13 protein-coding genes are annotated in these 22612 nt (G+C 40.8%); 3 read left to right on the top strand and 10 right to left on the bottom strand.

Annotation, left to right across the window (positions count from 1 at the left end; translation table 11 throughout):
- Positions 1 to 31: 31 nt before the first annotated feature.
- From ACH11B_RS15150 to ACH11B_RS15125, 6 genes are all read right to left on the bottom strand, one after another.
- Positions 32 to 1528: a mandelate racemase/muconate lactonizing enzyme family protein gene (locus ACH11B_RS15150; protein WP_130857647.1), complete on the bottom strand. Its 1497-nt coding sequence runs from the start codon at positions 1526 to 1528 to the stop codon at positions 32 to 34.
- 39 nt (positions 1529 to 1567) lie between these two features.
- Entirely contained in the window at positions 1568 to 3121 is a 1554-nt protein-coding gene (locus ACH11B_RS15145; protein ID WP_377609732.1) for a SusD/RagB family nutrient-binding outer membrane lipoprotein, read from the bottom strand.
- Between the two features lie 13 nt (positions 3122 to 3134).
- Positions 3135 to 6569 carry a SusC/RagA family TonB-linked outer membrane protein gene (locus ACH11B_RS15140; protein ID WP_377609735.1) on the bottom strand — a complete coding sequence of 1145 codons (3435 nt, stop codon included), beginning with the start codon at positions 6567 to 6569 and terminating at the stop codon, positions 3135 to 3137.
- 385 nt (positions 6570 to 6954) lie between these two features.
- Complete coding sequence (locus tag ACH11B_RS15135; protein ID WP_377609736.1) at positions 6955 to 9156, bottom strand: PQQ-binding-like beta-propeller repeat protein; 2202 nt, start codon at positions 9154 to 9156, stop codon at positions 6955 to 6957.
- 358 nt (positions 9157 to 9514) lie between these two features.
- Complete coding sequence (locus ACH11B_RS15130; protein ID WP_130857651.1) at positions 9515 to 10081, bottom strand: RNA polymerase sigma factor; 567 nt, start codon at positions 10079 to 10081, stop codon at positions 9515 to 9517.
- Positions 10082 to 10296: 215 nt separating this feature from the next.
- The gene (locus ACH11B_RS15125) at positions 10297 to 13011 is read right to left on the bottom strand and encodes a M14 metallopeptidase family protein (protein ID WP_377609738.1); all 2715 of its coding nucleotides are present in this window, start codon (positions 13009 to 13011) and stop codon (positions 10297 to 10299) included.
- A 373-nt stretch (positions 13012 to 13384) separates the two neighbouring features.
- Here ACH11B_RS15125 and ACH11B_RS15120 point away from each other — a divergent pair, with 373 nt between their 5' ends.
- Entirely contained in the window at positions 13385 to 14284 is a 900-nt protein-coding gene (locus ACH11B_RS15120) for an arginase family protein (protein WP_130857653.1), read from the top strand.
- A 58-nt stretch (positions 14285 to 14342) separates the two neighbouring features.
- Here ACH11B_RS15120 and ACH11B_RS15115 read toward each other — a convergent pair whose 3' ends face one another.
- Positions 14343 to 15338, bottom strand: a complete 996-nt coding sequence (locus tag ACH11B_RS15115; protein WP_013666028.1) for an aldo/keto reductase — start codon at positions 15336 to 15338, stop codon at positions 14343 to 14345.
- A gap of 121 nt (positions 15339 to 15459) precedes the next feature.
- Between ACH11B_RS15115 and ACH11B_RS15110 the strand changes: the two genes are divergently transcribed.
- A complete protein-coding gene (locus ACH11B_RS15110; RefSeq protein WP_377609740.1) occupies positions 15460 to 15816 on the top strand; it encodes a winged helix-turn-helix transcriptional regulator in 357 nt (118 codons plus the stop codon).
- Between the two features lie 744 nt (positions 15817 to 16560).
- Positions 16561 to 17220, top strand: coding sequence for a DedA family protein (locus ACH11B_RS15105; protein WP_013666026.1), 660 nt, complete (start codon positions 16561 to 16563; stop codon positions 17218 to 17220).
- A 133-nt stretch (positions 17221 to 17353) separates the two neighbouring features.
- Here the strand turns inward: ACH11B_RS15105 and ACH11B_RS15100 are convergent, their stop codons facing one another.
- The 3 genes from ACH11B_RS15100 to ACH11B_RS15090 are packed head-to-tail and all read right to left on the bottom strand — an operon-like array spanning position 17354 to position 22604.
- Positions 17354 to 20101 (bottom strand): hypothetical protein, encoded by a 2748-nt coding sequence (locus ACH11B_RS15100; protein ID WP_377609742.1) that lies wholly within the window; start codon positions 20099 to 20101, stop codon positions 17354 to 17356.
- A 34-nt stretch (positions 20102 to 20135) separates the two neighbouring features.
- Positions 20136 to 21173: a PKD domain-containing protein gene (locus ACH11B_RS15095; RefSeq protein WP_130857656.1), complete on the bottom strand. Its 1038-nt coding sequence runs from the start codon at positions 21171 to 21173 to the stop codon at positions 20136 to 20138.
- Positions 21174 to 21230: 57 nt separating this feature from the next.
- Positions 21231 to 22604, bottom strand: a complete 1374-nt coding sequence (locus ACH11B_RS15090; protein ID WP_377609745.1) for a discoidin domain-containing protein — start codon at positions 22602 to 22604, stop codon at positions 21231 to 21233.
- Positions 22605 to 22612: the final 8 nt, after the last annotated feature.

Here is a 22612-nt window from a genome sequence, read left to right as displayed (position 1 = left end):
CGATTCTACTATTCAACAACAAACAAATTAACTAACTCCAAGTGCGGTCATGGGACCTTCGGTCATCCCATTGTGGCGTTGGTTCAAAATAAGATTTATCCTTTTCGATTAAATGCTCTTTTACTACCTCGTCGTTTAACTCAATCCCGAGTCCAGGTGCATTTAAAGGCACATTAGCGTAACCTTTTTCAATTAATTTTCTTCCATCCGTTGTCTTTACCAAATCTTCCCACCAAGGCACATCGACCGAGTGATGCTCGAGCGACAAAAAGTTTTCTGTAGCGGCGGCACAATGTACGTTAGCCATGAAAGAAATAGGCGTACCCGCCTGGTGCATGGCCATACCTATTCCGAATTCCTGCGCGTAATCACCTATCCTTTTTGTCTCTAAAAGACCTCCCGAAGAGGCTAAATCCGGGTGTATTAAGTCTACGGCTCGATTGTGGATTAGGTTTTTAAAATTACTTAGCAAATAGATATCCTCCCCCGTTATGGTCGGGGTCTCTATTGCCTCCGTGATTGACTTCCATTGTTCAGTATATTGCCACGGCACCACGTCTTCCAACCAAGCCAATCGGTATTTCTCCAATGCCCTGCCTAAACGAATACCATTATTTAAATCAAAATGGCCGTAATGGTCCGTCGATATGGGAACATCATAACCAACCATACCGCGCACGTTTTCTACAATCCTTGCAAGTTCTTCCAGGCCTTTATCTGTTATCTGAATCTGAGTAAAGGGATGCATGCGATTAGCATACGCCATGTAATTATTATCTCCCCATTGCGCTAATCGTCCTTGGTTATTTTCCCAGAATTTACTGTTTACTACGGTGCCGGGTTTGCCCCTAAGTTCTCCTATGGATACATCCATCTTTAGCCAGGTATAACCCTGTTCCTCAATCCTATACTGGATGAGTTTCTTCTGTTCTTCCACTGAGCTGGCTTCCGGTGTATCAGCATACAACCGCACTTTATCTCGGTATAAACCACCCAACAACTGCCAGGCTGGAACATTATAGGCCTTCCCACAAATATCCCATAGGGCCATTTCTACGGCACAAACGCCTCCTGCTTGTCGTGAATCTCCTCCAAACTGCTTAATCATTCTGAATATCTTTTCTACATTGCATGGGTTTTCGCCTATTATCCTGCTTTTTAAAAATAAAGCATAGCGCTCATCTGCACCGTCACGCACTTCGCCCAAACCATAGATGCCTTGGTTGGTATCAATACGAATGATGGCTGTACGTCCCATTACACGGGTTACGCAGTAACGCATGTCAGTTATCTTTAAATCTGAAGGTGCCGAATTTCTATTTACCCGTGAGGTTGTATGCGCCAAGGTTTCTTCTATTGGCAAACTCACTAAACCACCTAGAGTTAGGCCACCCAATGCCATTTTTTTTAAAAAATCCCGTCTAGGTTCTTCCTTTGGGAGTGATTTACTTTCTACCAATGCTTTTTGTCGTTGTGTGCATTCAGCAATACGTGTTTGTTCTTTGATTTCTTGAATGATATTTTTCATAATTCCAGTTATTACTTTATCCTAGATTTTGTGATTTCTTTAATTACCTTGATCCCAAAAAATGTGTGTTCCCAAACTATTACCCCCCATTCTGTTAATTGCTTCCTGTATATTCACTGCATTGACAGAAATTTCCCGCAGTGGATATACAAGCCTCCTAATAAATCCTCCGGCACCTGGGATCGATGGGTCTTGGGAAGGAAAGTTTACAGGGTTAAGCCGAGGATAGCCACTTCGTCTAAAATTCGCCCAGGCTTCTGACCAATTTCGGAAGGAACTGACCCAATATTGTTCATTAATCTGTTCAAGCGCTCTTTCTGATGTAAAAGCGATATTCGGACTATGAAGATAAACTTCCTTTTCTTCTGCGGTAATACTAGGCATATTCCCAAATAAAGGCGCCTGCTCCATGTGCGCACTAATACCGGTTTCGTAATATTGTTGCGCATTACCGGAAGGAAGGTATCCCCTAGTAGCCGCCTCCGCTAATAACAACTGTGTTTGTGAAAAAGAGATCAAGAATTCAGGTGCGTCTATACGCATTACCGTGGAACGGTTAAACTGAGAATACTTCCATGCTGATCCTATTTTGCCTGGATAATCCGGTGCCGTTTCAATGGAACTTTCATCATAACCATAAGGCATGCCCTGTTGATCTGCCGGATTTGTATTAGCAGCACCGGCAGTTGCCAGCGGATTCGCAGGTAATTCATATTTCACCGCTATATACCGAAGTCGCGGGTCGTTATTATTTTTTAAAAAATCCACAAACGGCTTGCCGATGTAATAATTGGCACGCTCTCCTCCTAATAAAGCGTTTGATGTACCATTTGTATACATGGCATTAAATTGAATAAGCGCATTGTCCTCATTCGACTGCATAACACCTCCCCTCACAGGATCAGTTGCTGTAGCAACGATCGATCTCGCTTTTTCTTCGTCTATTTTTGTATAACGCATTCCTAGGCGAAGCAAAAGAGAATTTCCCAATCGCTTCCAACGATCTATTGTACCTCCGTAAAACAAATCAGCAGAACCAATACTCGATCTGGTCGGATCCAAGGCATCTGTTGCCTCGATATATTCTTTCATAATCGCATCATATATCGCTTCCGCCGGATCATATCTAGGCAAATAATCGGCTTGTGTATACCCCAGCCCGGCTTCCGTGTAAGGCACATCGCCATAAGTATCCACAAGTAGCTGAAAACAATACGCTTTCCAAATACGTGCCATGTGATACAAGTTGTGTTGCTCTTCTTTTCCTTCTGTTTTATTGGTCACCTCAATTAAGTATCTAATTGGCCCTGTGTAAATGGCATTAAAGGCTTCACTAGCGTGTTGATCATTTATAATATTCCGATTCCCTGCTGCTAAAAGTCCCCCGTAAGGTGTATTAATTTGTTGCACGATTTCGCCCTGGTAGTGATAAGATGCAATAGCCGATAAACGTTGTGCATTTGAGAAAAGATAAGCTGGCTCTAAATCACTCGCCAGCGAAGGATTTGCATTGATCTCTTCAAAATTCTTATCACATCCGCTACTGGCATACAAAACGGCCGTCATTAGAAGATGTACTAAAATCTTTTTCATAAAATGAATTCATTTAAAAATTAACATTGAGATTCAGTCCATAAGTACGCGTGGTTGGCAAGGCATGTGTTTCTAATCCGGAATTCAGATCTGATGCCGAATACTGTGTTTCCGGATCCAAATTATCCACTGCCTTGTGGATAATAAAAGGATTGTTGATAAATACGTTGGCATTAATCGACTTAATAAAGGTATGTTTCAAAAACTTACTAAAATCGTATCCAACGGAAAGTGTGCGCGCACGTATAAAACCTGCGTCATAAACAAAGGGGGTTGCTATGTTTCCGGAGCGATATTGGCTATAGAACAATTCCGCTTCCACAGCAGTAGTATTAGGTGAACCATCGTTATTTACACCGTCAAAAACAACACCTCCTTCACGGCCGACTAAACTATTTTTGTGCAGGCCATGGCGCGTCCAGTTGAAGTTTGAATTCGAGATCATTTTATGGCCCGCCTTGAAATCGATTTGCATAAAAAAGCGGATACCCTTATAGGTTACTGTATTTAGCCATCCGCCGGTATGAGGTGGTATAGCGCTTCCATAAGTTACAATGCTTCCGGGTAAAAAGAGACCGTTCGATGTGATAATTTCTCCCTGGGCATTCCGCAAATAGTCTACCCCGCGTAAAGAGGCCATTGGCATGCCAACCTCATGGGAAACGATACCAATATACTCACCGGTACCTACGTCAAAACGAGTTTGGTTATCCGCTAATTGCAATACTTTACTCTTATTGTACGCATAATTTACGATGGATTCCCACTTAATATGCTCCTTTCGAACCGGAGTTACAGTAATAGACGCTTCAAGTCCCCGATTTCGCAGTTTACCAACATTGACAAGTGTCTGCCCATATCCCGATGCGTTGGAGATATCGACATTTAAGATTTCATCCTCGGTTAACTTGTTGTAAGCGGCGATGTCTACCGCCAAACGATTGTCAAAAAGCTTAAAATCAATACCAAATTCTGTCTCCTTGACGGTAAGAGGACGTAGATTGGCATTGGGACTTATGGCTGATGTGATAATACCTAAAGGAACGCCATTAAAGAGATTATTCTCAATATTGTAGTAAAGACTATTGGTGTATGGATTGGTGTCGCCGCCTACTTCAGCATATGACGCTCTAAGCTTTCCAAAATCCAGCCAAGTAGGTTTAGATGACCAAATTTGACTAAAAACAAAACTAGTACTGGCAGAAGGATAAAATGCGCTGTTGGAGGCGGGATTTAACGTAGAAAACCAGTCGTTTCTACCGGTCAGATTCAAAAACAAAAACTCATCAAAAGAAAAGTCTATCGTACCGAAAACGGAGTTGACTCTTTTGTGTGATAGTGAGTAAACCGGATTCTTTATTTGCCCATTATCGATTGTGTAAAGATCGCGAATAAAGAAATTGGTGACAGATGTTCCCATTCCCTCCGATTTCTGATCCATTGAATTCATACCAAAAGTAGCATCGACTCCCCACTGGCCTATCTGGTGGTTCAAGCCGACCAAAAAGTCGATATTCCGTTCGCGAAAGGTACTGGTGTTTTGAAAATAATTGCCGTTAAACCCGGTGGGTGCTACCGGAAGCATAGCCGTTCCCGTTGGCCGATTAGCATGCCGCACATTGGTAAAATAGTCTTGTCCCACCCGTCCCTGAGCCCACAACCAAGGCCTAAACTGATAACGCAAAGAAATATTACCGAATAAACGATCGCGCTTTTGCGTCTCAAAACGCTCGTTAATAGACCAATAAGGGTTGGTTCTATCCGTAAATCGTGCGGGATTGATTTCATTCCCGGTGACAGGATCTTTATAAGCATTTTCCAACCATTTCATATCAATGCTGTTTGCAAGCGTATAAACGGTTTGGTTAACATTAAAAGCCTGCTGATTAACTACAGGAGGATTGTTGTTAAATTCATTGGAGTAATTGGCATTTACCTGAACAGAAAGCTCTTTATTAAGGTTATAGTTAAGGCCAATATTAAATATTTTTTTATTATAATCAGAATTAGGAACAATGCTATTCGCTTCGGTATTAGCAAAAGAAACTCGAAAATTACCTTTCTCATTGGCTCCCGAAACGGCTAACGAATTGGTGAAAGTCCTACCCATATCGTAAAAATCTTTAATCCTGTTTTTGTAAGGAAGATAGGGGCGTTCGATCCCGTCATGTTGCATCATAGGGAGCCCATCAAATCGAGGACCGAAGCTCCAGACACCGGTTCGTCTAGCGTCCGCTAAGGTTACGTTGCGAATGCCATACTCACCTTGACCATATTCATATTGAAAATCCGTATAATCTAACGGTTGGTCTGCCTGAAAGCTTGAGGTGTAACTGATCCCGATTCCGGCTTGTTGATCGCTCCCGGATTTTGTCGTAATAATTATCGCTCCATCTTTTGCCCTGAACCCATATAACGCGGCCGCAGCCGCTCCTTTCAATACCGTAAGCGAGGCAATATCATCCGGATTAATACTCTGTAGGCCGTCTCCTAAATCGGTATTCATTTCACCGGTATTACCGCCACTTGCTCCATTTGCTCCGCCTTGCGGTGCATTATTAATCGGTACTCCATTTACAACGATCAAAGGCGAGTTATTGCCTCCAAATGAGGATTGTCCTCTTAAACGAATTTTGGAAGAGCCTCCAGGTCCGGTTGGAGAAGGAGAGACATTTAATCCAGCTACTTTTCCCGACAAGCTGTTTCCAAAATTAGTTGTCCGATTTTCAGTTAACTGTTCAGGATCAACAGCAGAAGCCGAGTAGCCCAATTTTTTGTTTTCGCGCTTAATTCCCAAGGCGGTCACAATAACTTCACCCAGTTGTTGCGCATCTTCCTGCAATATAACGTCCAATCTATTTTTCGCGGTCGTACTGATTTCCTGTGAGACATAACCCAGATAGGTAAATACAAGGACGGCATTAGCTGGGACGACAAGTGTGTAAGAGCCATCAGCAGCAGTCCGTGTCCCTTTCCCTTGCGCCCCTTTTACTAACACACTTACACCTGCAAGCGGTTGGCCGGAAGCACTTTTGACCAACCCACTGATTGTTTTTTGCTGATGCAACTTATTCCTCACCACGACAAGGTTGTCTTTCAACTCCATATATTCTAAATCAGTATTAAGCAGCAGACGAGCCAGCACCTCCATAACAGGCGTATCTTTTGCACTGATAGAAACCGGCTTTTCGAAAACGCCGTTCTCTTCGCTGTACATAAGCCGTATTTTACCCTTTTTTTCAAGTAATGGAAACACATTTTTGAGCTTTACATTTTGCACCACCAGATCAATTTTTTCTCCTTGATGATCAGTGTTGGCTATACTGTTTAGAGAAAAAAGCAAGAGAAGAAAAAAACAGTAAAAACGTAATAAACATTTGGTTTTTGTAAAAAAGTAAACAAAAAGTCTTCCAGGAAGAACTCTTTCGTTTAGTTCTTTTTTTTTCATAGCTTTGGTCATAATTGTTAAAAAATCTGAAGAATAGTGTTAAGCTAGTTCTAGGAGTCAAATGAGAGGTGTTGGCGCACTTCTCATTTTTTTATCATTCCGATCTTGTCATAGTTATTAATTTATAATAGTTAACAATACATTTATTCATCCTGTTGCATGCCATTTTTTAAAGCTTGCGGTTTTATGATTAGTTCTTTAGTTCTGTTTATTGGTTCTTACTATTAAAGACAATAAATTTTTAAAAATTCCCTAATAACTTTTGATATTAAAAAGCAGGGGCTATCAATTTCTATAACTACCTAACTATTTGTCAACTTAATAGCTAACGTTTGCATCGCTACTACAACTTTGGCGACTATGTATATACCTAACAGCAAAGAAATTAATCGGGAAGCGCAAATGCAATATATGAGCCACCTGGTTTTTTTCCATATTTTGTACCGCCGGCAGCAATTACAACATATTGCTTTCCGTTAACTTCATAGGTAGCCGGAGTAGCAAAACCACCGGCGGGCAATTTAAACTCCCAAAGAATCTTTCCGGACTTTTTGTCAAAGGCGCGAAAGAGCTCGTCTTGTGCTGCTCCAATAAAAAGCAAGTCACCTGCTGTGACAATGGGGCCTCCATGATTCTCTGTGCCGGTTGGAGCCACTCCTTTTCTCTTTAATTCAGGATATTCACCCAGTGGAACCTGCCATAAAAATTCTCCTGAATTGAGATCAATTGCGCTTAAAGTTCCCCAAGGAGGTTTTACAGCCGGATACCCGTCAGGTGTACGAAACTGGACCTGTCCGTTATTAACGTAAGGGGCGACATACGGAAATACGCTTTTTTCGTCAGCTTGCTTATTTGTTAAATTTGACTGTTGATGTAAGTCTTCTGATTGGGCAGCTATATTGTCTTTCAGTAAAAAGCTGACGATGGCCGCTTGTTTCGACGCATTGATATGTCGAAACGAAGGCATCATTCCTTTACCGGTATTCATAATATCAAATATGTCTTTTTTATTAGCACGTTCGCTTATATTTAATAAGCTTGGGTAGCTTTTATTCCCGCTGCCTTTCAGGTCTGCACCATGGCATACGGCGCAATTGGCCAGATACAACGCTTTGCCTCTGCTTACTTTCTCTTCTTTTTGTTGCGCCATACCGGTTGCCAGATCCATCATTTTTAAGTCCCACGGCATATCGTTTGCGTTAACATACAATATGCCTTCGGTATCGGCAGCTGTTCCACCCCATTCCGCACCTCCTCCTATATGAAAAATTATTGAACCTGCACTGTTTGGTGGTATAAATTTATTTCCTGATCGCGTTTCTTCAAATCTCTTTTTAACAAATTGGTAGCCTTCCATTGTCATATCATTGAAATCTTCTTTGGTAAAAAATTGCCTGGAAAAGGGCTTAGGCTTTACAGGATATGGTTGTGTAGGCCAAGGCTGCTCACCTGGCATGGCCCCATTGGTAGGTACAGGCCTTTCTTCTACCGGAAAAAGTGGTTTCCCACTATCACGATCTAACACATAAATCACTCCGTCTTTTGTTGCTTGTGCAACAGCGTCTATTAATTTACCTTGATGTTTAACCCTTACCAAATTAGGAGGGTTCGATAAGTCACGATCCCAAAGGTCATGATGGATTGTTTGAAAATGCCAAATACGACGCCCGGTTTCCGCGTCCAAAGCCAAAATACAATTAGCAAAGAGGTTGGTGCCATGTCTATCTCCTCCATAAAAATCAACGGACGGAGATCCCGTTCCCAAATACACAACCCCTCTTTTGCTATCCAACACCATACCCGACCAGCAGTTTGCCCCACCTATTTTTTTATAGGCATCTTTCGGCCAGGTATCATAACCGAACTCTCCCGGCTGGGGTATTGTATGGAAAATCCATTTAATTTTTCCCGATAATACATCATACGCACGTATATGTCCAGGAGCGGCATCGCCAAATTCTGAAACGCGCGATCCCATAACAATGGTATTTTTGTAGATAATACCAGGTGATGTGGCAATTACAAATAGGTTACTTATATCATGTGATAAATTTTCTTCTAAGCCTTTATGTAGGTCTACCTTCCCAGCCTCGCCGAATTCAGTAACAGGTAGACCTGTATAGGCATCTATCGCATAAAGAAAGGAGCCGGCAGTAAAAAGAATGCGCTTCGCCCCCTTTCCTTCCCAAAAACTCAAACCTCGATTGGCATGATATTGCGGTTCGCTTGTTTTAAAGGGGTCAAAAACCCATATTTCTTTTCCTGTTGCAGCATCTAGTGCAAAAACCTTCAATTGAGGCGTGGTTCCGTATAAAACGCCATTTACTATGATAGGTTGGCATTGGATTTCGAATGGTCGTTCACCTGATTTGTTTTCTCCCGTTTGATACTCCCACGCTACATTGAGGTATTGCACGTTTTCTGTATTGATTTGATTAAGTGGCGAATACCGATTCCCAAAATTGTTCCCCCCATATACCGGCCAGTCAACGCCGGTTTGGTCGTTTCTGTCTTCGTTGTTACAACTGAATGCTAGTACAGTTATAGTCATCCATAATAGTTGGATACAAGGTTTCAAAATTGACATGAAAATGATTTAATCGTATACGGTTTATAACTTATATATTCACTATAGACAAGAAATCTTTGAATAATCCCTAATGAAACTATGACTTTTGCGTATAAATGATCTGGAAATTGTTGGATTGTTGCATCACGAATAGTGACAGTAGCAATAATATTAACATACTCCAACTCGTTATTGCATGCTTGACTTATGGATAGGCCAACCGAAGGGATGGGACCACAATGCGAGGCGATCTCCGGTTTGTTAACGTCAAATGATTAAATAGTACAAAAGCAGGGCAAGTAAATGCTTAAAGCGTAACCCTATTGCTTAACGCGGATAGTAGATTAGTGACGAAATGGTTGAAGGTTATAACGGATTACGCCAACTTAAATTCGGCCTTAAGAATATGAGCTAATTTTTTCATGGCATTTACCAAATGTGCATCCACCGTCTTTGTGGACAACCCTAGAATATCAGCTACTTCTTTGTAGGAAAACCCCTCCTCTTTCACAAGTTGAAAAACTAATTTACATTGCTTTGGTAAGGAAGCAATAGCTTGTTCTAGTTTTGCTTTCATCTCTCCCTGAATAAATATAGCTTCAGGACTTGGCGTATTTATTTGAATATCAAAATCCACCTCATCGAGTGACAGGAGCTCGCGACCCGTATGTTGCTTCAATACATTCAGTGATTTATTTCTTGCAGCTACAAAAGCGTAATGCTTCACATTCTTTATCTCCAATAGTTGCTGGCGCTTCTCCCACAGCATGAATAAAACATCACTTGCCACTTCTTCTGATAATTCCCATGATTTCAGAAAACCGAAAGAAAATTTTCTAATCGGTTCAAATAAAATATTAAATACCTCAATATAGACACCTTCGGTATTAGTAATCGCCATTTGGTGAACCAAAGACGTTAAATCACGTATTTTTTTGGTCATGGTTATATAATTGGAGAAACCAAATATACTATTTTTTGATCCGCCACAAAATAATCCTCAGAAAAAAGCGAAACAACGGACCGATTTCACGAATTACTTTATGTTAAATCCTATTTTCTTTTTTTTAAAACGAGATTAAAATAAGAGTTTGTTGAAGCAAGGTATACATTTTTATAATTGATTAAAGCAAAACGATTTTTGAACACTTACGCGCACTACTTATACAACCCATTAAACAATAATTTGAAAGTACCATGTGCCTGCCCTCTGTTGGTAATTTCCGGCCCAAAAGCGTAAAAAGAGCCCTTTCCTACTGTGGTGTAAAACGCAGCAATACCTCCTTTAAGATATGCCTGTCCCCAAGCCCACCCACTTTTAAGTATTTTATCGGTATCAAACCACATCAAAGGTTTTATTTGACTCAAGCCCTCATTTTTGATCCGAAATGTTTCGCTATTGTTGAAAACCACATCAGCATAAGCGTGCATGCCAAAATTGGGTGTCTGCGTGGTATCAACACGAACCGTTAAAATGCTGCTGGGTATATAGAATTTATCACCTGATAAGGTCATCGATTCCCCGTTATCGTTTTTTACACTTAAGGCATTTTCTACGGGCAGTTTAAAATGGTAGGCTAAATTAGTTGCATTGCCGACGGTAACAATCCTACCTCCTTCCTTCAGGAAGGTTCTAAGTTGAGGAATAGATTTATCTACACTTAAGCTTCCCAACATATGGTGATAAGCCACGGGTACCTCCTCTTTTGATGGCATTCGTAGATATCGACTGCTATTCTTTATAGTTGGTAAAGGAGGCATTCCACCTCCGATGAACAAAATAACATCAAATCTTCTGTGCAGCTGACCTTTGTCTATATCTTTCGGATAAACAAGCTGGAAATCAAAATGAAATTGTTCCAGGATCCAACGCACCCAACCGGAAGGTATGGAGCCACCGTAATAATCGAACAGAGCGATTCGACCGGGTTTGATATTCAAAAGATCTTTTGGCTTTGTAGAAACTGCTTTAGCCATGACACCATACTTACTCACCACTTTCTGTAATAAAGCACTTTCTTTTGTTTCTACATAGAAAGAACCGGCAGGCATTCCCTCCGTGACGGCCTGTGTTCTGTAAACTTTTATATTTTCTTTCAGCAAATCATTAACGGCGGTAAAGGAGTCATTTACGTTAGCATCCAACAAATACCCCTGTTTGGAAGAAGCAAGCTCTTTGACAGGTGGATCTTGTAACAAACCGTAAGCAATATGTTCAAATGGCCCATCAAAAGCATCCGTTATTCGGTCGAAGCGTACTCCCATCTGAAACGCTAAAGTCCATCCAGCTGCATCATATGGTTTTACCGGTGGACCACCGGGATATTGAAAATCGTTCGGATGATCTTGCGGTTCAAACATATCCAACACATGCGCGCGGAAGGCTTGTGCCGTTTTTACGATATAAGACCCTGCAGGGTAGCGCTTTGACCCCACAGAAAAATCTGCCTTTGCCTTATGTATTAGTACACCTGATTTGATTAACGCATTAACAAATTTCACCGCTGTAGGAAAGTCTGATTGATCAGCTGGAATAATATAACCCCGTGCATCTCGAAAGGCAGGATTTTTCAGAACAGCGTCATAGTAGTGCCTAGGAATTGTATCGCCTTTTAATTGCTTCTCGCCTTTGTCTCTTTTATAAGCCATAGCAATAGAATCTGCGTAACGTGGCAAGAGTGTCCAATTATCTCTACTTCCCTTCTCTATGGCATTTTTCCCCATCAGGTATATATTATAAAGCAGTTCATCTCCATGCCGCTGCGCATAATTCAAGATGGCGTAGTTTAACGAAAGTGAATAGTCGATTGACTGCCTAAAATGCCAGGTTTGTGGGGTAACCGGATTGGGAGTTGCATTATTCGGTATCAGACGTGTTGGTATTACCGGCACCTCTTCGGGTGTCGGATTGCCAATAATCTCGGTCAATATCCCGATCATATTATGAAAGTAAGGAGCTGTTCTTAGTCCACCGTTCCACCAAGTAGAAAATACAGAGCCGCTTAGACGTGTATAACCAGGTTTGTTCTCCGCATTTAACCGATTGTTCATAGCCGCCGCGACACCGTCTATGCTGGTTATGATCAATGGGTCGAATACGTGATTAAAAGGATCACGGTAAGGAGGACCCGCTAAAACCGAACCTTCGGGTCCGCGTTGGTGATGGTTATAAACGATTTGAGGCATCCACTCAATGTACTGCTGGCGCGCAATATGCGTACTTTCTTTCATGTTCATCATGAAAAAATCACGGTTATTATCGTGCCCGATATATTTTTGATATAATCGGGGGATATGCATGTTACGCTTTTTGGGATCCTGCTCTTGCATATACCAGGTACTCATCAATTCTTGTCCATCCGGATTTACCTGCGAAAGTAGAATAATAACGCCGTCCAATATGGCTTTATTTTCAGCATCATTGCGACTAACTAACTGATAGAAAGTCTCGATCAGCTGATGAGTGCCAACCGTCTCATTGGCATGCAGCCCACCGTCTATCCATACCACCGGCTTACCTTCCATGGCTAGTTTTTTTGCCTCTTCACAGGAAAGGTCTTCGGCGCGTGCCATTTTTTGTGAAATTTCCTTATATCGGCTGAGTTTTTTTAAATTTTCAGGAGATGAAATCACCCAGATATACTGCCTTCGCCCTTCTTCGGTTTTCCCGATTTCCAACGTTTGTACCCGATCCGAAAGTTTGTCGATCAGCTGAAAATATTTTTCCAATTGTTGATAAGTTGCCAGTTGATAATCATCACCGATTGAAAATCCAAAGTGTGATTTTGGCACAGGAATCGCTTGTGCCAACACCTTCCCCGTTACGGTTAAGAATAGCAGGAAAAGGAAACATCTTTTTTTACCGTAATTCATTATATCTTACTCAATTTACGCTGATTTGAAAAGTTACCTGATTTTCAATGTCCATCTATGCTTGAGGAGCAATTATATTTATGTATCATTATCCAGTAACTGCCTAAATAAAAACGACCAGTTCTTAAAACAGCTTCTAAACACTAGTTCATCGCTCGCTAACCCTGACAGATGGCAGAAATAAAAAATTCTCATCTCTTTTTTATACCCAACAGTCAGTTTAATACAGATTTTTAGGCTTGATACAATTTTAAAATAATTAACCATAAAAAACAAACTTAACATTATTTACATTTAACTTAAGTAAGCAAATACAAAAGAGACATGGATTTGTATGATAACACCATAACTTCATTACCGTTTAGAATATTCAATGAAAAACGTTTATATTCTTGAATGTCCTTCTAATTTAGGGCTCAAAGAACCTTATCCGGGGCACGAGCCGGGGGTAAGGATGTTACCCAATTGGTTAAAACAATGGGGTTTATACGACAGCATTCCCAGCATACGGGTTACTAGGCTTGAGGCTCCGGCCTACACGATGAATTTAGATAAGGAAAGCGGGGTTCGCAATGCCGATGCTATCGTCGATTATGCACTTACTCAAAAGCGTTTTTTTGAAAAGGAAATTAAAGATTCCGTATTCCCTTTCGTTCTAGGTGGAGATTGCAGCGTTTTACTGGGGCCGTTATTAGCTTTGGCTGAACGGGGCCGCCATGCATTATTTTATTTAGATGGCCATACTGACTTTATTTGGCCTTCTTTATCGCAAACTGGCGGTGCAGGTGGCATGGCGGCAGCTTTCGCTGCGGGTCGTGGGCCCGAAAAGATGACCAATATATCAAGTTTGAAACCCTACATCGACGAGCAACATGTTTGGTGCGTGGGAAATAGAGAATACGTAGATTGGTATGAGCAGGCCATTATTGAATCAAAGGCGACTTATATTCCATTGTACCAACTAAGGTCAAGGGGCATTCAATCTTGTGTTGCCTCCTTTTTAAATCATGTCGAAAAAGAAGAATTGTCCGGTTTTTGGATTCATTTTGATGTCGATGTACTGAACGACAAGTTGATGCCGGCAGTAGACAGTAGAAGCCCTGATGGTTTGGCTTACGAAGAATTAGTGGAATTACTTGTTCCTTTGCTCGATAGTCCAAAAGTTGCCGGAATGACACTTACTATTTTGGATCCGGACCTAGATCCCTCGGGTTTGCATACCAAAAAATTTGTAGAGCAAATAAGCTACATTTTCAAGGAAATCTGCGGTTAAAACACCTAAATTAAGTAAACGTCTGTAGGGGTCTTTACTACAGACGTTATTAACATCATTAAACGGCTAGCTGTAACTGACTCAATTTCTCCGTAATAAATGCAAGTTCATCGGTTGAAATCGTGCTATCGACAGCCTTTGCATTTTGAACCGCTTGCTGCGTATCTCTAGCCCCGACCAGGGTAATGGTAATGCCTGGCTGTTCTAATGTCCAAAGGAGAACAAGCTGCCCTAAAGAAATGTGTTTATCATCTGCCAAGGGTTTGATACTTTCTAGAAACGCATTTGTTCTTTTTAAATTCTCCTCTTGAAAATAATGAAGTCCTGCACGATGATCCCCTTCACCAAAAATATGACCTGGCTTCATCTTACCGGTTAACAAGCCACGTTCTAGTGGACTATAAGCAATAATGGACTTATGATGCTGCTGGCAGTACGGAATAATCTCTTGCTCAATATCCCGCTTCACCATGCTATACGGAACTTGATTAGAAGCAAGTTTCAATGTACGTTCGGCTTCTTCCATTTGCGGAACATTGTAATTACAAACACCGGCATGCCGAACCTTCCCATCTTTTATCAATTGGGCAACAGCCTCCATCGTTTCCTCGATGGCTGTGGTTTTATCAGGCCAATGAATTTGGTAAAGATCAATGTAATCGGTTCGTAACCGACGCAAGCTGTCTTCACATTCTTTCACAATGCTCTCTTTACCTGCATATTTATAAATATCGATATCTTTCCCACTATTGTCCTTGCTTTTGAAGGCAAAGTCGCCCTGTATCGAATCCCATCGCATGCCAAATTTCGTAAGAATTAAGACCTTATCCCGCGGTAATCCCTGAATGGCTTCGCCTACGATTTCTTCGCTTGTTCCCTGCCCGTAAATCGGTGCCGTATCAATCGTGTTTACACCTAACTCGTAGGAAGCCTTGATGGCATCTATTGCATCTTTTCTTTCCGTTCCTCCCCACATCCATCCCCCGGCGGCCCAAGCACCGAAAGTTATAACTGAAGGGTTTAAATCTGTCTCTCCAAGTTTTCTGTACTTCATTTTTTGTCTACTATTTTATATGTGTGTTATAAAGAAAATAAATACTCTTAGCGGTTTTGTTACAGCTACTATCATAGCCACTTCTACCAAAAACCCTATATTAGCTTTCAAAAATAATTTTATGAGAAAACTGAGCTCAACAAATTATTACAACCAGACCTATCTAGAGGAAAAATGCGCCTTGAATGAACTTTTACATTTATTAAGTAAACGATGGCTGACTGATGTTCTGTTCAGCATCGAAGAAGGAAACACTCGGTTTTCGAGCATAAAAGAAGATTTAAAGCACATAAGCGATAATATTTTAGCAGATCGATTAAAACATCTTGAACATTACAAATTGATTCGCCGTCGTAATAACATACACGAAGTTCCGCAATGTGTTGAGTATTCACTAACAGAATCCGGTACAAAACTAAGCGACATGCTTGATCAGTTATGTAAGTTTGCCGAAGGCGAAATCGACTTTCCGGAATAACCCGGAATCCGTAACATTTTGACTACATTCTAAATCCGTTTTTTGTTTGATTGCTTTACAAAAAAAAGCATTCTAGATAAAATTGCAAGTACTTAGTAAATTGTGAGTAACGATTTGCCATCAGATGATTCTTTACAAAACGAGTGTGAACCGTCATTAACCTTACATTAACTATTAACCAGCTACTGCCTGGCACCGTGTGCAAGTACGACGATTATTAGACAGTTCTATTCACGCATACAAACATAATCTCATAAAGTATTGTTATATTCGCAGCGTATAAAATTTGCGTTAGAAAGGAATGTTGCTCCAGAGAGAAAAAATTGTTTGCAAAAGGGAACTTTATTTAATCCTTATTTGCGTATCCAGTTTCTTATTAAGCTCTTTTTTCTTTTATAATAAAACACCTGTTCAAAGCGTAAATCAGTTTAGCGGATTCGTTATACAGGACTATGCCCTTGATGACGTAATAACACCCTCCCGGCAGACAAAAAAACAAGCCCACAAAGAATATAGAAATACCATACTGAATTGTTTAAGTTCTTTTCAGGAATCTATACTAACTCCTATACATCCGCTTTCGATTTTTTATACATCAATATGGTATAAACCATTCTATTACGATTTTCTCTCTCTATATAAATTATTTTAACAAGCGAAACTTTTAACGCTCAGAGAAAACGTAAAACTACTTCTCTTGACCCATGGTGCTTATTTGAAAACTGATTTTTAGAAGTTACGTTCATGACAGAAATTTTTGATTTTTTCCAAAACCTCACAAATCCTGAGTGGATCATGGAGAACGGAGGCTTATATCTTTTATTATTTATTGTATTTGCAGAAACAGGGATTTTACTCGGATTTTTTCTTCCCGGCGATCCGCTCCTTTTTATAACCGGGATGATTTTAGCAAACAATACACTTCCGGATGTAGATTCCATATGGAGTCTTTTATATTGGATTTTATTAATATCCATCGCAGGCATTTTAGGTAATTTCTTAGGCTATTGGACAGGCAAACGCTCGGGAAGTGTACTTCTTAAACGAAAGGACAGCTTTTTATTTAAAAAGAAGTATATCGTACAGGCGCAAGAATTCTATGAGAAGAAAGGCGGCGGCGCCATCATTTTAGCTCGATTTATGCCTATTGTGAGGACTTTTGCTCCAATTGTGGCCGGTATAGTTAAGATGGACCTACGAAAATTTTCAATTTTCAACATTGCCGGTAGTTTTATCTGGGTGGGTGTTTTAGTAACAGCAGGTTACCTGTTGGGCGAAAATGAATGGATAAAAAACAATTTGGAGAAAATCATTTTCTTAATTGTCCTTATCGCTACCGCTCCGGTTTTAATCAAAATGTTAAAAGGTTTAAGAAGTAAAGGTTTAGAAAAGAATGCTTCGTAAATTAATGCAGTGTTGACTAAAAAATAAAGGTCTCCAACCGGGGAAATTGGAGACCTTAGCTAACCAATTATAAACCTAAATTATGATGAGACAAAGATAGTGTACAAAATACACTTTGTCAAGTTTTTTTATATTATTTCGCTATTTGATAGTGAAAAACCCCTCTCGCCAGTTGCCCATTAGCACCAATTCCCTCTATTACTATTCGATATTTACCCTCGTTACCGGTGTTAAAGTAGCTTACACTTGCTTTACCTTCTTTATTAACCGATACTACCGGACTCCAATACACGGTACTACGTTGATCAGCTAAGATATCCGCTCTTTCTGACACACCGTATTTAGGGGAATAGAACTCACGCGTTGATGTAAAACCTTTCGGTGCATAGAGCTTCGTACTATAATCGGTACGTTCCGTTGGTGACCATCCCTTAGTATTGATTAAGATGACTCCGGTAGCAGCCCCGCCTCCATATATATTAGTGAGCGAGGGTGATCGCAGTACTTCCAAGCTTAAAATTTGAGTAGGATCTATTAAATTTTGTTCAAAAATACCTACCAAGTCCTGTAAATCTCCGTCGCTATGAAGATCAAGTATGCGCCCATCAATAATAACCTGCATTTTTCCACCCCGCGTAGAGGTAGGAAAAGTGACAGGCCCGATGCTAGTTTGTTCTGTTCTAAACACAACGCCTCGTAGGCGTCCTTCCAAACAGGCCCTTAGCGTTGGACAAGTCCCTAGCTCGCTCGCTGATATTATCTGATCAGCTCTACCCGGACCGTTAAGATTATAAGATCGCGGCAATGATTTAGCCGTTTTGGCGTTTACAATGACCTCATTTAATTTAATGAGCCTACTTTCAAGTCCCACCTTGGCTAATGCATCATCATGTTTTTTTGTACTCGAAAAGTATGTATCAAGTTGTTGATTAATATTTAGTGATAGATCGGCTGTATTCTTATTATAGGTTACGCCTAAACTTGGAATCCCTTCCAAAACGAGTTCGACTTTATCACTCCCTTTCTCGGAACGCCCTTGTATGGTAAATTTTATATTATCGGCTAAAAATAGACTGTCAAACACAAACACACCTTCTGTATCTGTAATAGTTTCGAGTGTAATATTTGCAGCCACGGAAAGCAACGTTATTTTACCATTAACAACCGGTTTACCTTGGAGTGTAAGCAATTTCCCGCTAATGGAGGATACCATTTTTTCGGGAGGATAAATCGGTTTTTTCAACTTGTCGTCCAGCAAATCCGACCAAAGAAAACGTCGGTACCCCTGCGTCATCAGCAACAGGTCCAAATGATCGCGCTTTTCATCAGTTATATTGGTAAAATAGTAATTTGGTTGTTCGATATATCCTCTTAAATTACTTTGTAATAATAATTGAGAGAGAATGGTGGTTTCTTGCTCTTCTTTAACAGGAACTTGGCTTTCATCGATAACAGCTAAGGAAAAATTTCCTGAAACCGGCAGTCCTTCATTGTCGAGCACGCTTAAGTTAAAGTTTTGCTCGCTTCTTGGCTTATAACTATCTTTTAAATTCGTTATGGATATATTTAAATTATCGCCACGCTCTATGAAAGCAATCCGTTCATTCAAAGCTTGCCCTTGACTAAACAAAGTGAATTGGACAATTCCTGAAACACCTTGTGTCAACGGCACATATAAATTGTTTAGTGGACGATTAGGGCTTAAATCGGTTGCATAAAACACTTCTCCATCTGCTTGTGCAACAATACTTATCGGTTGTTTCAATCGATCGTTACTGCACATAATACGTAAAAGCACTGTATCCGTTGCAGCCTGCGAATACACCGACAGCACATATCCGGAAGTCTTTACCTTGGGAAGCGAAAGCTGCTTTGTGCTACCATCCTGAAATACAACTTGAGCCTTGTATTGCTTTCCACTTTCGGGAGTAAACATAAACTGCCCCATACCCGCATGCACGCTATTAAATGTTGTTAAAATTTGCTGATTTTCATCCAACACTTCACCTTTTATCTCGACACCCAGGCCATTCACACTTACTGCCTTAAAAGCGATCCGATTGGGAACACCCGCCACTAGATCACCACTTTCAGGAAAAAACTGGACATCGGCCCGATCATATTGTAAATTTATCGGAAAAATGCTTGTCGTTACTTTCTCTTTATCTAGCCGAATTTCACTTACAATAAAAGCCGTAATTGAATCACGTAAACTTCTTTCACTCAATGGCACCATTAATCGTCCCTCTTCATCCGTTTTACCCTTTCGCTGGCTCAATAACTCAGCCTCCGTCCGTATGAAGTATTCGATTGATTTATCGACCAGAGGTCTCCCTTCTCCATCTAAAAACCGGATATGCATCCCATTAATTTTTTTTTCTTCCGTTTCATCAAATTGCAAAGTTGCTTGGGTTTGAATTCCATAAGGGCTTATGGCACCGATGTATAAGATCCGGTCATAAAAGTAATCGCTGTCAGTGTTCCGCATCCACTGCGTATATGCTCTTAAACGATAGTTTCCTGCTTTTAATTCTACAGGCAAACTAATATTGCCCTTAGCCATACCGGCAATGAGTGGTAACTTAAGTGAAGAAACTACCGAATCAGTTGAAGAAATAAGATCGACATAAACGGCTCCACTTAACGAAGAGAGTTGATGATATGCTCCTACGACGGTATACGTCTTAAACCAAATCGTGTCACCGGCCATATAATAAGGCTTGTCTATATGTACGTATACTTTTTCTGACGGGTATTCTTTGGCCCAAGCCTCAAGTGGTTTTAAAATTTGTTCCACGCTATCCTGCGCGTTTGCAATAATAGCGCTCTGGCTAAAAAGCAATAAATACAGCAAAACGCGGGAAACGAAATTTTTAATCATATCAAGATTGTTTAGGAATCTGAAGCATTAACTTTTAAGTTTGCGGCAACGATAATACCCGCCATTCGGATAGTTGGAAGAGGGAACCTGAATTCACCGCCGTCACATATATACGATAAAAATTATAAGCGGTTGAATTAGCAAAAGTAAAGGTCCTTGTTTCTCTCCTTCCGGGGAAATCTTCGTTTTCACGTCTATCTAAAACGGTCCAATTGCTACCGTCTTTTGATCCTTCTAAACGCCAATTAAGCGGATCGCGACCATCTGCATCATTGCCTGATGTAAAGGTATAACCACCTAGCACAACAGGATTATAGAATTCCAGCTGAAACCACAGATCACCCGAGAAATCCGACTGCAAAAATTTAGTCGTGATATCATTGTCCACCAATTTCTTCGATCCCTCTCCCCCATCGGGCCCGCCATTATTATCTCTTGAAACAGAAAGCACGCCATCTGCCGTTACGTCTCTAACAATGCCCAAATCAGTTAACAAGCGCGTAATTTGCAAAACCGATCCTTTAGGTGTTTTTCCTTGTAGTGTATAATAATCAAACCTTCCTGTCTCCACAGGGATGCTGACTTCGCGTTCAGTTGAAATAGGAGTACCTGTAGCCGTTGCTCCGTTATACCAGCTGACTTCGCTTAAATTTACTCCGGTATTAACTGCCAAATCCAAGGTTCCGGTTCCCGTAGGACGGGTGTCCATTTCCATCAATCGGTTTGGGTTTATTTGGATAATTTTCTCCCGTTGAGCCCAGTATTTTTCTTCATTCTCTACACGCATTAAAACGGTAAATGTTCCCGTTTTTAAAAAAGTGTGTACCGGTGAGGTTTCGACAGAGCTACTGTCGTCTCCGAACTCCCAACGAACGACTGAAAAATTCGTTGACTCATTTTCAAAATCAAAAGTAAACGGATCATCATCTGCTACCTGCGAAGCTGTAAAGCTTGCGGTAGGCTTAGGTCCCTCTGGTTCAGGTGCAATCTCTTTCTCATCCTTTTTACAACCCGCACACAGTGTTACAGCGAGGAAAATTGTCCCCAGCAAATTCCTGAATTGTATTTCCATAATCAATAGCTATTCCTTTGTTTTTTTATATTAGTCGATAACATGAACACGCGTCCGCTATGGAACTCGAATAAGCCGCCATTCAGCCAACTGAATAACGCCGCTGCCATTGTTATTGGTAACATTCAATCGATAATATTTATACGCTTTTGCTGTTTCGAAATCGTAACGCTTGGTTAAGAAGCGATTCGCAAAGGTCTCCCCTGCTCTCGTATCTAAAGTGATCCAGATCGACCCATCGTCCGAGCCTTGCAGATTCCAATCTTTTAAGTCTCGATCCGCAGCATCGTTAGCTGAGGTAATCGTATATGCACCGATAAGCTGTGGTTCCGAAAAAGTTAGCTGAAACCAACTGCTACCCACAAAACCTGGCTGTAAAAATTTCGTATTAATGTTGTTGTCAATCAGTTTTGCCGCGTTCTCATTGGCATTTGAATTATCGTGGTCTACACTTAAGGTACCCGTAGCAGTTACATCTACTTCTCTTACATATTGCGGATGGACAAGCACAACAACATGACTTTTCGTTGGATCTAAGAGATGCCTAGATGTTGCCGCTAACTTAACAACTAATGCCAAAGTACGATCGGCATTTTCTTCAATGGTAGACCATGGAACAATTAAATCCATAGCAGCGCGGCTGAGGTTACTACCCACCTGATAGGTCTCATTAAGTGTATATTGATCCGGACGAAGGGCAATGGTATTTTCCGGTAAAATACCCTGGCCAACTAAGCTTGCTATACTATCTGTATTGACACCGGTTGTTACCGTAAAGAAATTCCCGGGTGTCCCTGCTAAACTAACTCCCAGTGGAATATTTATCCCGGCAGAGGTAACATTATAATTCCTTCGATTGCGCACCTCCAACACCGTGCCACCTCCGTTTGTAATAGACACGTAATGGATATCCTCTTCCTTTAGAATATCGTTGGTATTAAAAACAATTATTCCTGATTTATCTGAACCAATCGTATTTCCTTTACCGGGATTAACCAAGTCGTAAGCTAATGCTACTTTATGACCAAAAAAGCGCTCGAGGCCGGAAAGGCCGATTTTCACCTCAAAAGTAGCTTCCTTAGCTCCATAAGCGATATCTACCGCGTTCGGTAAGGTAATCGCATTTGAAGGTAATACGTAGACATCGGTCAGGTTACCGCTCTCTACTAATTGGATCACTGTATCTGCATTTAACTGCAGACCAACCTGAAAAGCTTTTGTCGCCGGGGATGATAAAGTAACTTTTATCGGGATAGTCACTTCATCACTATTTTTCACGATTTCACCTGCGATTTCACCCGCAGATACTGTCGTAGCAACATTGCGGTTTAATGCAAAACTATCCAGTCCCTCCTTTTTACAGGAAATTGACATCGTGCAAAGCAAAGCAATAAACACAAGTGGTTTAGTAAGTTTGTATCTTTTGTTCATATCTTTCC

Origin of the sequence: Olivibacter sp. EAT-5 (assembly GCF_044784325.1) — a bacterium.
Classification (GTDB): domain Bacteria; phylum Bacteroidota; class Bacteroidia; order Sphingobacteriales; family Sphingobacteriaceae; genus Olivibacter; species Olivibacter oleidegradans.
The sequence above is the reverse complement of the archived record's forward strand: the minus strand, read 5'-3'. Positions and strand labels throughout refer to the sequence as shown.

Excerpts from the sequence above, each read along its gene's own strand:
- ACH11B_RS15150 (WP_130857647.1), bottom strand. The coding sequence starts at position 1,528 with ATGAAAAATATCATTCAAGAAATCAAAGAACAAACACGTATTGCTGAA.
- ACH11B_RS15145 (WP_377609732.1), bottom strand. The coding sequence starts at position 3,121 with ATGAAAAAGATTTTAGTACATCTTCTAATGACGGCCGTTTTGTATGCC.
- ACH11B_RS15140 (WP_377609735.1), bottom strand. The coding sequence starts at position 6,569 with ATGAAAAAAAAAGAACTAAACGAAAGAGTTCTTCCTGGAAGACTTTTT.
- ACH11B_RS15135 (WP_377609736.1), bottom strand. The coding sequence starts at position 9,156 with ATGTCAATTTTGAAACCTTGTATCCAACTATTATGGATGACTATAACT.
- ACH11B_RS15130 (WP_130857651.1), bottom strand. The coding sequence starts at position 10,081 with ATGACCAAAAAAATACGTGATTTAACGTCTTTGGTTCACCAAATGGCG.
- ACH11B_RS15125 (WP_377609738.1), bottom strand. The coding sequence starts at position 13,011 with ATGAATTACGGTAAAAAAAGATGTTTCCTTTTCCTGCTATTCTTAACC.
- ACH11B_RS15120 (WP_130857653.1), top strand. The coding sequence starts at position 13,385 with ATGAAAAACGTTTATATTCTTGAATGTCCTTCTAATTTAGGGCTCAAA.
- ACH11B_RS15115 (WP_013666028.1), bottom strand. The coding sequence starts at position 15,338 with ATGAAGTACAGAAAACTTGGAGAGACAGATTTAAACCCTTCAGTTATA.
- ACH11B_RS15110 (WP_377609740.1), top strand. The coding sequence starts at position 15,460 with ATGAGAAAACTGAGCTCAACAAATTATTACAACCAGACCTATCTAGAG.
- ACH11B_RS15105 (WP_013666026.1), top strand. The coding sequence starts at position 16,561 with ATGACAGAAATTTTTGATTTTTTCCAAAACCTCACAAATCCTGAGTGG.
- ACH11B_RS15100 (WP_377609742.1), bottom strand. The coding sequence starts at position 20,101 with ATGATTAAAAATTTCGTTTCCCGCGTTTTGCTGTATTTATTGCTTTTT.
- ACH11B_RS15095 (WP_130857656.1), bottom strand. The coding sequence starts at position 21,173 with ATGGAAATACAATTCAGGAATTTGCTGGGGACAATTTTCCTCGCTGTA.
- ACH11B_RS15090 (WP_377609745.1), bottom strand. The coding sequence starts at position 22,604 with ATGAACAAAAGATACAAACTTACTAAACCACTTGTGTTTATTGCTTTG.